Below are 14,319 nucleotides of genomic sequence, written 5' to 3'. Positions count from 1 at the left end.
CCCCGAGGGCGTATCGGTCAGAGCAGACGGAACGTCTGCCGGGCGATCTCGAGCTCTTCGTTCGTGGGCACCACGAGCACGGCGACTCTGGACGCGTCCGTCGAGATCCGCCGGACTCCGCGCTGGCGTGCGGCATTGCGCCCGTGATCGATCTCCACGCCGGCGAATCCGAGCGTCGCCATCGCTTCCGCGCGCACGGCCGCTGCGTTCTCGCCGACCCCCGCGGTGAAGGAGATCACGTCGACTCCGCCGAGCTGCGCGATGTACGACCCCGCATACGCCCTGAGCCGGTGGATGTAGACGTCGAACGCGAGCGTCGCCGCCGCATCTCCCGCTTCCCTGCCCGCGAGGATGTCGCGCATGTCGCTGCGCCCTGCGAGGCCTTTGAGCCCACTGCGCGTGTTGAGGAGCGCATCGAGATCGTCGATCGAGTACCCGGCTCGACGCGAGAGGTGCACGAGGGCCGCAGGATCGAGATCGCCGGACCGGGTCCCCATGACGAGCCCCTCGAGCGGAGTGAGCCCCATCGAGGTCTCCACCGATCGGCCACCCTCGATCGCGGTCACCGAGGCCCCGTTGCCGAGATGGAAGACGAGCTGGCGGAGTGTGCCCAGGTCGCGCCCGAGGAACGCGGCGGCCGACTCGCTCACGAACTGGTGGCTGGTGCCGTGGAATCCGTATCGGCGCACCCGGTGCTCCGCGGCGAGCTCTGCGTCGATCGCATAGGTGTAGGCGGCCGGAGGCAGTGTCTGATGGAACGCCGTGTCGAACACGGCGACGTGCGGGACGCCGGAGAACACCGCCCTCGCCGCGACGATCCCGGCGAGGTTCGCGGGGTTGTGCAGGGGGGCGAGCACCGAGAGCTCCTCGATCTGCTCCTCGACGTTCGGCGTGACGAGGGTCGGTGCGTAGAACCGTGCCCCGCCGTGCACCACCCGGTGTCCGACTGCGACGGGCGGATGCTCGTCGAGCAGCGGACCGTGCTCGGCGAACTGGTCGAGCATCACCGTGAACGCGGCATCGTGATCGGCTACGGGCTGCTCGGAGTCGTACGAGGCGTCGAGCATCGTGACGACGGCATCCCCTCCGGCCTCCGGACGCACCGTGTGGCGGACGGCGCTGAGATCCTGTCCGATCCGGTCGATGAGTCCCGTCGCGAGCTCGTTCTCGTTCTCGATGTCGATCAGGCTGTACTTGAGCGACGAGGAACCGCTGTTGATGACGAGGATCGCACTCATGCGGTCTCTCCTTCGGACTGCGCCTGGATCGCCGTGATCGCGACGGTGTTGACGATGTCGTCGACCAGGGCACCGCGCGAGAGGTCGTTGATCGGCTTGTTGAGACCCTGCAGCACGGGGCCGATCGCGACGGCACCCGCCGATCGCTGCACCGCCTTGTACGTGTTGTTGCCGGTGTTCAGGTCGGGGAAGACGAAGACGGTCGCCCGCCCTGCCACCGCCGAGTCGGGGAGCTTCGCCTTCGCCACCGCCGCGTCGGCCGCGGCGTCGTACTGGATCGGGCCTTCGACGAGCAGCTCGGGTGCACGCTCGTGCACGAGTGCGGTCGCGGCTCTGACCTTGTCGACGTCGGCACCCGAGCCGGACTCCCCCGTCGAGTACGACAGCATCGCGATGCGCGGCTCGATGCCGAACTGCTGTGCGGTCGCTGCCGACGAGATCGCGATGTCGGCCAGCTGCTCGCTCGTCGGATCCGGGATCACCGCGCAGTCGCCGTAGACGAGCACCCGGTCGGCGAGCGCCATGAGGAAGACGCTCGACACGACGGTGACGCCCGGCTTGGTCTTGATGATCTCGAACGACGGGCGGATCGTGTGCGCCGTCGTGTGCGCGGCACCCGAGACCATGCCGTCCGCGAGGCCCAGGTGGACCATCATCGTGCCGAAGTACGACACGTCGGTGACCGTGTCGGCGGCCTGTGCCAGCGTGATGCCCTTGTGCGCCCGCAGCCGCGCGTACTCGGCCGCGAAGCGCTCGACCATCTCGGGATCGTTCGGGCTGATCACCTGGGCCGCCGAGATGTCGACGCCCAGCTCGACCGCCCGAGCCCTGACCGCCGACTCGTCGCCGAGGATCGTGAGATCCGCGACCTCCCGGGCCAACAGGGTCGCCGCCGCTCGGAGGATGCGGTCGTCATCGCCCTCCGGCAGCACGATGCGTCGACGGTCGGCGCGTGCTCTCTCGATGAGGCCGTACTCGAACATCAGCGGAGTGACGACGCGCGACTCCGCGAGACCCAGCTGAGTGGTGAGCTCGGCGATGTCGACGTGGGTCTGGAAGAGCCCCAGCGCCCGGTCGTAGCGGCCCCGCGACTCGGGCGAGATGCGGCCACGGGCCCCCATCACGCGCACCGCGGTGTCGTAGGTGCCGAGGTCGGTCGCGATGATCGGCACGGTCGAGGTGAAGCCGTCGAGCAGCTGGACGATCGGCTCGGGAAGCGGGAAGGGGCCGTTCAGGATGATGCCGGCGACTCGGGGGAACGTGCCGGACGCATCCGCGAGCAGCGTCGCGAGCAGCACCTCGGTGCGGTCGGCGGGGATCACCACGACCGACTCCTCCGTGAGCCGGGGAAGCACGTTCACCATCGACATGCCCGCGACGACGATCGTCAGCGCCTCGCGTGCGAGACGGTCGCGGTCACCCTTGATGAGCCGGCCGTCGACCGCGGCGAGGATGCCGTCGATCGACGGTGCCACCAGGGTGCGGTCCTCGGGGATCGCCCACACCGGCGTGGTCTTCTGCGGGCGCACCGCCGCGACGGCCTGTTCGATGTCGTCGAGCCGATCGGGGTCGGCCCGGTTCACGATGATCGCGAACAGCTCCGCACGCTCGACCTCGAGTTCGGCGAGCGCGAGCGCCCCGATCTGTCCGACCGCGGCGGGAGTGCGGGCGGTGGTCGTGCCCAGCTGCTCGGCCTGCCGCTGCTGATCGCGACCGCTGAGCACGAGCAGCACGGGCGCCGCCAGGTTCGCGGCGATCCGGGCGTTGTACCCCAGCTCTGCGGGGCTGGCGACATCGGTGTAGTCGCTGCCGATGATGACGACCGCGTCGCACTGGGCTTCGACCGCCTTGAACCGGGCGACGATGGTCGACAGCGCCCGGTCGGGGTCGTCTCGCACATCGTCGTAGGTCACGCCGATGCAGTCCTCGTAGTCGAGGTGCACCCCGTCGTGTGCGAGCAGCAGCTCGAGCACGTCGTCGCGCTCGGTCACCGACCGGGCGATCGGGCGGAAGACGCCGACCCGCGGGGTGACGCGCATGAGCGCGTCGAGCACGCCGAGGGCGATGGTCGACTTACCGGTATGGCCTTCGGCCGAGGTGATGTAGATGCTCTGCGCCACAGTCCCACCCTAGGTGCACGACCTCATGATCTCGCTGGGTTGACAGCCGTGCGAAACAGCTCAGCAGGGCGTCGAGAGCGCATCGACCACGGCTGCGGCGTCAGAGGCGTAGCGCGTGTAATAGGTGGGGTCGAGGTTGATCTGCACCCGGTGGATCGCGAGCGACGGATCCATCGACTGCCAGTCGGGGACTCTCGCGAGGCGCTCGTAGAACAGCGTCGCGGCGGTCGCCGGGTCCATGCGCTGCTCGGCCGAACCCCACCAGTGCTGCTGTTGGAAGAGTCCGATGCTCGTCGTCCGGCTGCCGTCGGGGTTCGTGAACCCGCTCGTCTCCCAGTCGCCGTAGTCGATGTTGTTCAGGCTGCTCTCGCCCATCGCCGTCATGACGCCCAGGATCTGCCCGTCTCGACCGAAGCCGAGCGCGGTCGCCGTCTGCATGATGGTCGCGGCGTTCTCGAGCTGCTCCCCCTGCCAGCCCGCGACACCCGCCTCCGGGAACGTGGTCGGATCGGAGATGCAGATCGCCAGCGGCTTCTCGTGGGCGAGTCCCAGCGGGATCAGCACCGCGGCGAGCGCGACCACGATCACCGCCGCCGCAGAGAGTGCGACGCGTCGCAGCACCTTCGCCCGCCGCATCCGCCGCTGCGCTCGACGTCGCGGCGACGCGCGGTGCGTGCGTGCGCGCTGCCGACTCGCCGTCTTGCCGTCAGTCGCCTTGCGGGCGCCTGACTTCCTGCGAGCCGCCGTCTTCCTCGTCGACGGCGTCTTCCTCGTGGTCGCGCCCCGAGAGCTCATACGCTGCGGGTCTCGCGTCCGCCTCTACCGACGAACGCGGCGAGGCCGCCCCCGATCGCACCGAACAGATGCGCCTGCCACGAGATGCCCTCGCGAACGCCGACGACGCCGGCGAGCATCGAGCCGCCGTAGAGTCCGATCACGATGAGCGCGACGATCGCATAGAGCACGCGATGAGCGACTCGTCCCGGCGCGAAGACCCGCATCACGGTGTATCCGAAGTATCCGAAGACGAGTCCTGATGCCCCGACGGTCAATGCTCCTGGCGCGTTCACGAGCCATGTGCCGAGGCCGCCGACCACGGCGGCGAATGCGGTGACGGTCCAGAACCTGCGGGCGCCTTCGACAGCGACGAGGCTGCCGAGCACGAGAAGCGGCACGGTGTTGCCGATCAGGTGCGCCCAATCCGCGTGCAGGAGAGGCCCGACCACGATGCCCCCGAGACCCGAGAGGTCCCAGGACCGAAGACCGAAGCCCGTGAAGGACCCGGGGAGGATCGCGTCGACGAGCTGCACGAGCCACATCAGGGCGACGAGCAGCAGAGGCGCCGCGAAACGGCCGAGAGCGCTGGAGCGCGGGGAGTCGGCGGTGCGGGTCACATCTGGCCTTGTCACGTCACGATCCTGTCAGGACTGCCCCGGAGGACCCTGACAAAAAGAAAGTGACCCTCCGCGCACCCAGCAGAGCCCGGTTACCCTTGCTGCGTTTCCGCCCTGGGGGAATTGGCCTGGATGCCGCCACGCGGAGAGCCGTCGACAAGTCTAGCCGATGTCTGCCCCTGCTCTTTGACAGACTGGGCAGGTCATGGATCCCGTCGCCGCCCCTCCCCTGTCGACGTGGCATTTTCCGGGCACGCTGCGCACCTACCAGGCCGAGGTCCTCGACCGGATCCCTCCGGGAGGCGCAGCCCCGCTGCACATCGTCGCCCCGCCAGGCTCCGGGAAGACGCTGCTGGGCCTGCTGCTCGCCGCACGCGAAGGCCACCGCACTCTCGTGCTGTCGCCGACGGTGACCATCCGCCATCAGTGGGTGCGCACCGCGTCGGAGCTGGCGCCGGACGCGGCGGCCGTCTCGGATGATCCCGAGCGTCTCGGCGACCTGACGGTGCTCACCTATCAGCTGCTCAGCGTGACGGGAGACGGCTCACCCTTCGACGACCTCGCCAGGGCGATCTGGACGGAGGAACTCGTCGCGAGCGGCCGCACCGAGGCGGATGCCGCGACGTGGCTCGCCGAGCTGGCGGTCGACAACCCCGCCCGCCACCGCTCCGGCATCCGCAGTCGTGCGCGCCGACTGCGTTCGCGTTTCACCCGCCAGCGCCCTTCGGAGCTCGCTCGCGTGCTGCACCCGCACGCCGTCGCGCTCATCGACCGACTCGTCGAGGCGGGGGTGCGCACGGTCGTGCTCGACGAGTGCCATCATCTGCTCGACTACTGGGCGATCGTGGTGGCCTATCTGGTCGCCCGCATCCGAGAGAGCGGCGCGGAGCCGACGCTGATCGGCCTCACCGCGACCCTGCCGTCGCCCGACGACGAGACCGAGTACGAGAACTACAGCCACCTGCTCGGCGAGGTCGACTACGAGGTGCCGACACCGGCGGTGGTCAAGGAGGGCCACCTGGCTCCGTATCGCGATCACGTGATGTTCACCGAGCCCCTGCCCGAAGAGGCCGCGTTCATCCGACGGCACGAATCGCTGCTGCACGACCTGATCACGCAGGTGCTGTCGACCCCCGACGCGCTGTCGTACCTCGAGCATCACCTCCAACCCGCAGAGCCGCAGGACGCCTCTCTCGCCGAGACTCCGCTCGCCCGCCTCGACCGGGCCTTCGCGACGGACTTCGCCCTCACCCGGTCATGCGCTCTCGTGCTGCGCGAGGTCTCTCCGCAGCATCCGCTCATCGCCTCCATCCCGCCGGCCCTGCTCGACCGATGCACGACCGACGACCTGCTGACGGTCCTGTCACGGTTCGCCCAGGCACGGCTGCTCTCGGATCCCTCTGCCGTGCGCCAGTGGGAGTACGTGCGGCGCTCGCTCGCGGACTTCGGGTACGCGCTGACCGACCGGGGTATCCGACGCGGCCGGAACCCGATCGAGACCACTCTGGCGTTCTCCGCCGCCAAGGACCACGCGGCCGTCGAGATCCTCCAGCGAGAACTCGCCGGCGCCGACGGCCATCGGATCCGCGCGGTCGTCGTGACCGATTTCGTCGAGCACGGCAACAGCCGTGGTCTGGCCGGTGACGCACCCGCCGGGGCGCTCCGCACGTTCGGCCTCCTCGCCGTCGACGCTGTCACCTCCCGACTGCGCCCCGTGCTGCTGACCTCGCAGCACCTGCGTGTCCGCGCCGACGACGCCGCCGACATCGCGGTCGCGCTCGGCGAACTGCTCGGCGAGCCGGTCGGCATCGCGGAGGGCATCGGTCCCGTGCGCGACCTGCAGGTGCGCGCCGCCGGAAGCGGACGAGTCGTCGCGGCCGTGTCCGAGCTGATCCGCCGAGGCGATGTGCGCCTGCTCGTCGGCACCCGGGGGCTGCTCGGGGAAGGCTGGGACTGCCCGTCGGTGAACACCCTCGTCGATCTCACGACCGTGGCCACCTCATCGGGCACCCAGCAGCTGCGGGGGCGCACGCTGCGGCTCGATCCGGCATGGCCCGAGAAGGTCGCGCACAACTGGTCGGTCGTCTGCCTGATCCCGTCGCACGTCGACCTCGACGATGCGTCCGAGTCCCTGCGACTCCGTCGTCGGCATTCGCATCTGTGGGGGCTGAGCGCCGAGGGCGACGGCCGGATCGTCAGCGGACTGGGTCATGCACTCACCGCACCCGCCGTCGAGGCGTGGACTCGTGTGCTCGACAAGGACCCGTCGACGACGATCGCGGATCTCGGCGCCCTCGTGCGCGCGCAGTGGCCCTCTCGGAGTCGGACGAGGGAGGAGTGGCGGATCGGCGAGCCGTACCGTGCCCACGAACGGGAGACGGTGTCGATCCGTCGGACGACCCGCGCCCCACTGCTTCGCGCCGCGCAGACGGCGAGGGCGGGAGCGGTCGGCGGCTTCCTCGCCGGCGCCGCGACGACAGGCGTGCTCGTCACCGTGCTCGCGCTCTTCGGGGTCTCCTTCGCCCCTGCCTTCGGGGTCGCGCTCGCGCTGATCGGGGGCGCTGTCGCTGCGACGGCATCCGCTGTGCGCATGCTCGTCCGCTCTCTGCGCGATCGCTCGAGGCCGGCCGAGATCTACCGAGCCGCGGCGGTCGCCGTCGCCCGCACGCTGGAGGAGGCAGGACGCGTCGGGCGGATCGACGAGTCAGCGATCACTGCGCGGCCGGACGACGCCGACCCCACCCGCATCCGCATCGAGCTCGGCGGCTCCGTCTCGGACGCACGCGTGATCGCCGATGCCGTCGAGGAGCTCTTCGCACCGGTGCGCACACCCCGGTTCCTGCTGCGCATCGACGCGGCCGGGCTGCCGCGGGTCCGGGTGCTCGAACGCCTCGCCGACCGCCTCTCCCCCGGACGCACGCTTCTCGCAGTGCCTCGCCTGATCGCCCGGCGGCGCGGAGACGCCGAGCGCTTCTGCGACCATTGGCGGGCCCTGATCGGCACGTGCTCACTGCACGAGCTGAGCGGGGTACAGGGACTCGCCCTGCTGCGTGTCGCGCGCAGCGCCGACCGCCGGGTGGACCCCGCAGAACCCCGGGCTCGTGTCTGGGGCTGATGCCCGACGCCGGTTCTCACCCCAACCGTAGGCAGCCGGGTTACGATCGGTTCACGCGCACCGCAGCGCCCACGCGAGAGGGAACGCATGCCAGAGAACCCGCCCCTGATCCCGGCCGTCGTCGACGCCGAGCAGTTCGCCGCGCAGACGTCTGCCATCGTCGAGTCCGTCGGACGGGTGATCGACGGCAAGCCGGATGCCGTGCGGAGCGCGCTCGTGTGCCTGCTCGCCGAGGGACACCTGCTGATCGAGGACGTGCCAGGCGTCGGCAAGACGATGCTGGCACGCGCGCTGGCCGCGAGCGTGGATGCGACCGTCCGCCGCATCCAGTTCACTCCCGACCTCCTCCCCGGCGATGTGACGGGCGTGAGCGTCTACAACCCCGTCGATCGCGAGTTCGAGTTCAAACGCGGCGCCGTGTTCGCGCACATCGTGATCGCCGACGAGATCAACCGCTCGTCGCCCAAGACGCAGTCGGCGCTGCTCGAGGCCATGGAGGAGGGGCAGGTGACGGTCGACGGGTCGACCCACATGCTGCCCGATCCGTTCCTGGTCGTCGCGACCCAGAATCCGCTCGAGATGGAGGGGACCTATGCGCTGCCCGAAGCACAGCGCGACCGCTTCATGATGCGCATCTCGATGGGCTACCCGGATGCGGCGGCCGAGGCGCTCATGCTGCGACAGCGAGACACCGTGAACCCGCTCGCCGCGGTGCGAGCGGTCGCCGACGCGGCGTCGATCTCGGGACTGATCGCCTGGGCGCGCTCCGTGCATGTCGCGCCGGCGCTCGAGGAGTACACGGTCGCTCTGGCGCAGGCCACCCGAGCCGACCCCAATCTGCACCTGGGTGCGAGCCCGAGGGCGACTCTTCAGCTGATCCGCGCCGCGAAGGTGTGGGCGGCACTCGACGGACGCGACTTCGTGATCCCGGACGACGTGACCGCGCTGATCGTCCCGGTCTTCGCCCACCGACTCCTTCCCGCCCGCGGCGCGCACCGCGCCGGAGCCCAGCCGGTCGAGGCGGCCCTGCGGCAGATCGTCGAGCGCGTGCGGGTGCCCGTGACCGCGCGCTCCTGACCCGCCGCTCGCCATGCCTCGCCGTCGAACCCTCACACTGCGGGGAACGGGTGCGCTCCTCTCCGGTCTCGGCTGCCTGATCGCGGCGAATATGCTGGGCGCGCCGATCCTCCTCTACATCGGCATCCTCCTTCTCGTGCTCACCGTCTTCTCGGTTCTCGTCGTGCGGCTGCCGCGGCGCACGGGCACCGTCACGCGGCAGGTCTCGACCGACCTGCTGACCGTGTCGGAGACCTCGCGAGTGACCCTGCGCTTCACCCTGCGGGCCCTGCGCGTTCCCCGCGGCCTCTGGCGCGACGTGCTGCCGCCCGCGGTGAGCGGCGACTCGGCGGGCGAGTACCCGTCCGAGACGGGGCAGCTGACCTATCTGATCACCGGCGTCCGTCGCGGCGTGTGGCCGATCGGCCCACTGGTGGTGCGCACCGTCGACCCGTTCGGTCTCGCCCAGCGCGAGCAGGCGTTCGGCGAGACGCGCACGGTCACCGTCGTCCCTGAGGTGTTCACGCTCGCGCCGCTGACCGCCAAGGTCGGGGCCGCCGGCGGGACCGCGCACACGTCCTCGAGCCGGCTCGGGCAGGGCAGCGACAATCTCTCGCCGCGCCGCTACATCCCGGGCGACTCGATGCGCCGCATCCATTGGCGGGCGACCGCGCATCGCGGACAGCTGATGGTGCGGCAGGAAGAGGAGGAGTCCAGCCCCGACGCTCTCGTGATCCTCGACCGCAGCGCCGCACGCTGGGCGCGCCCGGGTGATGCCGAGGACCCCGCTTTCGAGACCGCGGTGTCGATGTGCGCCTCCGTCGCCGTGCACCTCGTGCAGGAGGGATACGGCGTCGATGTGATCGACAGCGGCGGGACTCTGCTGGGCACGCTGCGCGGCCACGAAGACGATCGGGACGGCCTTCTCGTCGCCCTCGCGCTGGTCGGCCCGCGCGGCGAGCCCCGCGACCTCCCGACTCTGGTCGGTGGCACACCTCCGGGTCCGCTCGTCTACATCACAGGCGAGATCGACGACGAGGATGCCGCCCTGCTGCGCCCGTCCGGAGCGGCAGCGCCGATGCTGTTCGCGACCGCACCGGGCACCGGCGTCGTCGCGGCGGCCGAGCGGAACGGCTGGCGCTTCGCGAGACTCGGCGACGACATCGCAGAGGCGTGGGAGGACGTGCTGCCCGACCGCATCGGCGGCACCGCGGACCACCGGGGAGCGACCGATGTCCCGAGCTGAACGACAGGCCGAACGCGGATCCCGCCTGTCGTGGCACCGCGAGCACGAGCTGCCCGTCGGCACCGTCCTGCCGTCGGTGCTGGCTGCGGCGGCGGGGCTCGTCGCGATGTGGCCGTTCACCTCGGTCATCGAACCCGGCAGCTGGTCGTTCGCGGTCCTCGCCGTGATCGTCGTCACGGCGCTCACGGGCATGACGTGTCGCACGCTGATGCGCGGCCGTCCGGCCTGGGCACGCGACCTCGTCACGATCGCCGTCCAGATCCTGGTGGTGATGGGCACCGTCATCCTGCTCGTCGCGGGCGACACCGCGGTGTTCGGCGTCATGCCCACCGAAGCGACGTTCTACACCTTCCAGGCTCTCGCAGCCGCTGCCTGGGAGGAGATCGCGTTCGGTTCGGCCCCGCTCGCCGCATCACCGGGGCTCCAGGCGGTGATGGGCCTGGGGTTCGGCGTCGTCGCCATCCTGCTCGACCAGCTCGTCGCCCAGCGCGGCGCGATCCTCGCCAGCCTCCTCACCGCCGTCGTCGGATCCCTGCCGATGATCGCCACTCTCGGGGGTGTGAACGTCGTCTGGTTCGTGCTGCTCGGCATCCTGATCCTCGTGCTGCTGCGGTACACGGCGGCGCAGAATCCCGATTCGCCGCGGCGGACATCCGTGGCGGTCGCCGCCGGCGTCGGCGTCGCTGCGCTCGCGGCGACGGTGATCGTCGCACCGGTGCTGCCGGTCTCGGCCACTCTCACGGGTACAGGTACGGGGGTCACCGTCGATGCGTCGCTGCGCCTCGGCGATGACCTGCGACAGCCGAACCCTGTCGAGGTGCTCACGTTGGCGACGACGGCGGACACCGCGCCCTACCTGCGACTCACGACGCTGTCGTCGTTCGACGGGCGCGTGTGGGAGCCCGATCGCGGCGACCTGCAGGCGCAGAGCGAGGGATTCGGCCCCGACGAGTGGGCGGACGACATCGAGACGACCGACCAGAACACCTCCATCCGCGTGATCCGGATGTCGAGTTCATGGCTCCCCGTGCCGTACCCCGCGACCGGCGTGCAGGGACTTTCCGCCGCCTGGCGGGTGAGCCCCGAGAACCGCACTCTCGCGTCTCGCAACGGGGATGCCGTCGGCAACGACTACACGGTGCGGTCGCTCGAGGTCTCACCGACTCTCGAGCAGATCCGCGCGCTTCCCGCCGCTTCGCCGATCGTCGACTCCGATGCCGAGCCGGTCGACCTGCCGGACGTGATCGGCGAGACGGCGGCCGAGGTCACGGCGGACGCCACGAACGACTACGACCGCTTGGTCGCGCTCCAGTCGTGGTTCCGGAGCCAGTTCGCCTACTCTCTCGAGACCCCTGTCGATGAGGGCTTCGACGGCACCGGAGCCGATGCGGTCGCCGAGTTCCTCGAGGTGCGGTCGGGATACTGCATCCACTTCGCCGGGGCGTTCGCACTCATGGCGGAGAGCCTCGACATGGAGGTGCGCATCGTCGTCGGTTACCTTCCCGGTGCCCTGACCGAGACGACGCGCGGCGATGAGGCGGTGTACTCGGTCTCGAGCGACCAGCTGCACTCATGGCCCGAGGTCCTCTTCCCCGGCGTCGGCTGGGTCCCGTTCGAACCGACGGCGTCTCTCGGGGTTCCGACGGCCTTCAGCGCCGCGGCGACGACGGGCGGGGGCACGGGCGGCGCCGCGACGCCCGCTCCGACGGCGGCTCCCAGCACCGAGCAGACCTCGGGACCGGAGCTCGAGCGTGAGGACGCCGGCGACAACGCCGGCGCGACGGGGGAGCGTCGTCAGCTCGACCCCACTCCCGTCGTGCTGACGACGCTCGGGGTGCTGGTGGTGCTGCTGATTCCCGCATTCGCTCGTCTCGCGGTGCGGTTCGCGCGGCGCGGGCGCGCGCGGGACGGTGACGCCGGAGCCGCGTGGGCCGAGCTGCGGGCGACGATGCAGGATCTGCGCGTACCCCTGTCGGACGCCGAGACCCCTCGTATGCGCGGCGATGACCTCGTGAGAGACAGCGGCGTGAATGCCGACGCCGTCAGAGTGCTCGTCGCCGCAGTCGAGCAGGCGAGCTATGCGCGCCCCTCGGCGAGCGCGGCTCGAGATCTCGACGCCGCTCTGATCGATGTGACGGCTCAACTGCGCCGCGGCGTCGATCGCTGGACGAGGGTCCACGCGTTCCTGCTGCCGCGATCGCTCTTCGTCAGCCGCCGCACCGACGTGCCGCTGCTCGTCTGAGTAGTACCGCGACTGCCGAAGGTGCTGGCCAGGGGATCAGGCGGCGTGCAGCTCGCAGCGCACCGAGTCGCAGGATTCGCAGACGACGAACTGGGTGCGGCAGGCGGGGTCCGGGCAGTTCGCGGTGCGCTTGGTCGGCACACCGCAGCCGACGCACTCGCCGATGACGGCCGCGTGGTCGGAGAAGTCGACGGAGCCGCGCTTGTCGAACACGTAGAGCGACCCCTCCCAGAGGCCCTCGTCACCGTACTGCTCGCCATAGCGGACGATGCCGCCCTCGAGTTGGTACACCTCGCCGAACCCGCGGGCTGTCATCAGGCTCGAGAGCACCTCACAGCGGATGCCGCCCGTGCAGTAGGTGACGACCGGCTTGCCTTTGAGGTCGTCGTAGGCACCCGAGTCGAGCAGCTGCACGAAGTCGCGAGTCGTCTCGGTGTCGGGAACGACCGCTCCCCGGAAGCGGCCGATCTGCGCCTCGAGCGCGTTGCGTCCGTCGAAGAACACGACCTCGTCGCCTCGCTCCCCCATCAGCTCGTGCAGCTCTTCCGGTGTGAGCCGAGTGCCGCCGCCGATGACGCCGTTCTCATCGACCCGCAATTCGCCCGGCGCTCCGAATGACACGATCTCGTCGCGCACCTTGACGCTGAGCTTCGGAAAGTCGACGCTGCGACCATCGGCGTCGACGCCGGTGCCTTCGCTCCACTTGATGTCGGCGTTCTTGAAGGGCGCATAGGCCCGGAATGACCGCGCCCATTTCTTCAGCGCCAGAAGGTCACCGCCCAACGTGCCGTTGACTCCGTCCTTCGAGATGAGGAGCCGTCCGCGCAGCCCGAGCGCTTCGCCGAGGTCGCGCTGCCACACCCGGATCGCATCCGGATCGGCGAGCGGGGTGAAGACGTAGAAGAGGACGATCTTGGGGGTTGCCACCCAGAGATCCTACGTCGCACGAGCGGGAGCCCGACGCCGCAGCGGCACCCGAGTGCCGAGAAGCCGCCCTACGTGACGATGCACCGCGGGCACGAGTCCGACGTGCTCTCCGGCGTCCGCACGCGTGAGCAGCTTCGTCATCACGTACAGCTGAGAGACGATGCCGCTCTCGGTCTCGAGGTCCCGACGGAATCGCCGCGCGATCTGATCTGCCACGTGCGGAACGGCCAGGGAGTGTCCGAGCAGGAACGCCGGGTCATAGCCGCGCGGCGCCAGACCCCAGGACTCCCAGTCGGCGATCGCGAACGGCTCCCGGTGAAGGTTGTTCCAGTGCAGGTCGCCGTGGCTCGCCACCCAGTCGTCCTGGTCGACGTCGAGGTCGATGCCGAAGAACACGCCGATCCTGCGGCGCATGATCTCGGAATCGAGCACGGTGCGCTCCGTCGGCGTCGCCGCGACGGCGTCGAGGTTGCGTTCGAGCGCGGTCCACCACGTCTCGTCCAGCCCGGGCGTCCGCTCGAGCACGGATGTCGGAGCGCACACCCGACCGGGAAGCAGGCTCATGAGGTCGGCCCGATACACCAGCGGTCCTTCCTCCCACGCCCGCGCGTCGATCAGTCGGGGCTTCTCGACCCCGGTGATGGTCATCGCGTCCTGGTTGCCGACCCACCACGAGCTCCTCGCCCACTCGCTTCGAGCCCAGACGACTCGCAACCAGTATGAGGAGCCGGCCCGTTCGACGGCTGAGCCGATCGACCGGTCGCGCCATCCGAAGCGTGAACGGCCGATCGCATCGAGGCCGAGGTCTGCGAGAGCGCGGGAGTGTGCCAGGCGCAACGCGGTGCGCACAGGAGTGCTGGCCACGGTGGGCAGAGGGTCTGTCGCCATGAACGTCCTTCCGAGACGAGTTCGCCGATCGGTGTCGGCTGCGCGGCCGGGCTCACACACCCTGGCCGTGCGCTCTTATATGACTGCATAGTG

The 14,319-nt window shown here is 70.1% G+C and carries 10 protein-coding genes and 1 other RNA gene; 4 read left to right on the top strand and 7 right to left on the bottom strand.

Annotated elements, in window-relative coordinates; all coding sequences use genetic code 11:
* Window positions 1-17: 17 nt before the first annotated feature.
* The 5 genes from BEP68_RS14305 to ffs all read right to left on the bottom strand — a co-directional run bounded on the left by BEP68_RS14305 (window position 18) and on the right by ffs (window position 4,907).
* Entirely contained in the window at window positions 18-1,238 is a 1,221-nt protein-coding gene (locus BEP68_RS14305; RefSeq protein ID WP_056279831.1) for an acetate/propionate family kinase, read from the bottom strand.
* A complete protein-coding gene (gene pta, locus BEP68_RS14300) occupies window positions 1,235-3,358 on the bottom strand; it encodes a phosphate acetyltransferase (protein WP_187250363.1) in 2,124 nt (707 codons plus the stop codon). The genes BEP68_RS14305 and pta overlap by 4 nt, the downstream gene beginning before the upstream one ends.
* A 60-nt stretch (window positions 3,359-3,418) precedes the next feature.
* Window positions 3,419-4,153, bottom strand: coding sequence for a hypothetical protein (locus BEP68_RS14295; protein WP_187250362.1), 735 nt, complete (start codon window positions 4,151-4,153; stop codon window positions 3,419-3,421).
* Window positions 4,150-4,767 carry a rhomboid family intramembrane serine protease gene (locus BEP68_RS14290; protein ID WP_232224462.1) on the bottom strand — a complete coding sequence of 206 codons (618 nt, stop codon included), beginning with the start codon at window positions 4,765-4,767 and terminating at the stop codon, window positions 4,150-4,152. Before BEP68_RS14290 ends, BEP68_RS14295 begins: the two co-directional genes overlap by 4 nt.
* A 43-nt stretch (window positions 4,768-4,810) precedes the next feature.
* Window positions 4,811-4,907: signal recognition particle sRNA small type (gene ffs / locus BEP68_RS14285), an RNA gene on the bottom strand.
* A 50-nt stretch (window positions 4,908-4,957) separates the two neighbouring features.
* On the opposite strand from ffs, the gene BEP68_RS14280 reads away from it, so the two are divergent.
* The 4 genes from BEP68_RS14280 to BEP68_RS14265 all read left to right on the top strand — a co-directional run bounded on the left by BEP68_RS14280 (window position 4,958) and on the right by BEP68_RS14265 (window position 12,411).
* Window positions 4,958-7,867 carry a DEAD/DEAH box helicase family protein gene (locus tag BEP68_RS14280; RefSeq protein WP_187250361.1) on the top strand — a complete coding sequence of 970 codons (2,910 nt, stop codon included), beginning with the start codon at window positions 4,958-4,960 and terminating at the stop codon, window positions 7,865-7,867.
* Window positions 7,868-7,954: 87 nt separating this feature from the next.
* Window positions 7,955-8,944: an AAA family ATPase gene (locus BEP68_RS14275; protein ID WP_056279820.1), complete on the top strand. Its 990-nt coding sequence runs from the start codon at window positions 7,955-7,957 to the stop codon at window positions 8,942-8,944.
* 13 nt (window positions 8,945-8,957) lie between these two features.
* Window positions 8,958-10,169 (top strand): DUF58 domain-containing protein, encoded by a 1,212-nt coding sequence (locus tag BEP68_RS14270; protein WP_187250360.1) that lies wholly within the window; start codon window positions 8,958-8,960, stop codon window positions 10,167-10,169.
* A complete protein-coding gene (locus BEP68_RS14265; protein WP_187250359.1) occupies window positions 10,156-12,411 on the top strand; it encodes a transglutaminaseTgpA domain-containing protein in 2,256 nt (751 codons plus the stop codon). The genes BEP68_RS14270 and BEP68_RS14265 overlap by 14 nt, the downstream gene beginning before the upstream one ends.
* Window positions 12,412-12,447: 36 nt before the next feature.
* On the opposite strand, the gene BEP68_RS14260 is transcribed toward BEP68_RS14265, so the two are convergent.
* Complete coding sequence (locus BEP68_RS14260) at window positions 12,448-13,338, bottom strand: rhodanese-related sulfurtransferase (protein WP_056279814.1); 891 nt, start codon at window positions 13,336-13,338, stop codon at window positions 12,448-12,450.
* A gap of 9 nt (window positions 13,339-13,347) precedes the next feature.
* Complete coding sequence (locus tag BEP68_RS14255; protein WP_157538284.1) at window positions 13,348-14,226, bottom strand: aminoglycoside phosphotransferase; 879 nt, start codon at window positions 14,224-14,226, stop codon at window positions 13,348-13,350.
* Window positions 14,227-14,319: the final 93 nt, after the last annotated feature.

Origin of the sequence: Microbacterium sp. 4-7 (assembly GCF_014332665.1) — a bacterium.
GTDB lineage: Bacteria > Actinomycetota > Actinomycetes > Actinomycetales > Microbacteriaceae > Microbacterium.
Note: the sequence above shows the minus strand (reverse complement) of the source record. Positions and strands in the feature narration are given on the sequence as shown.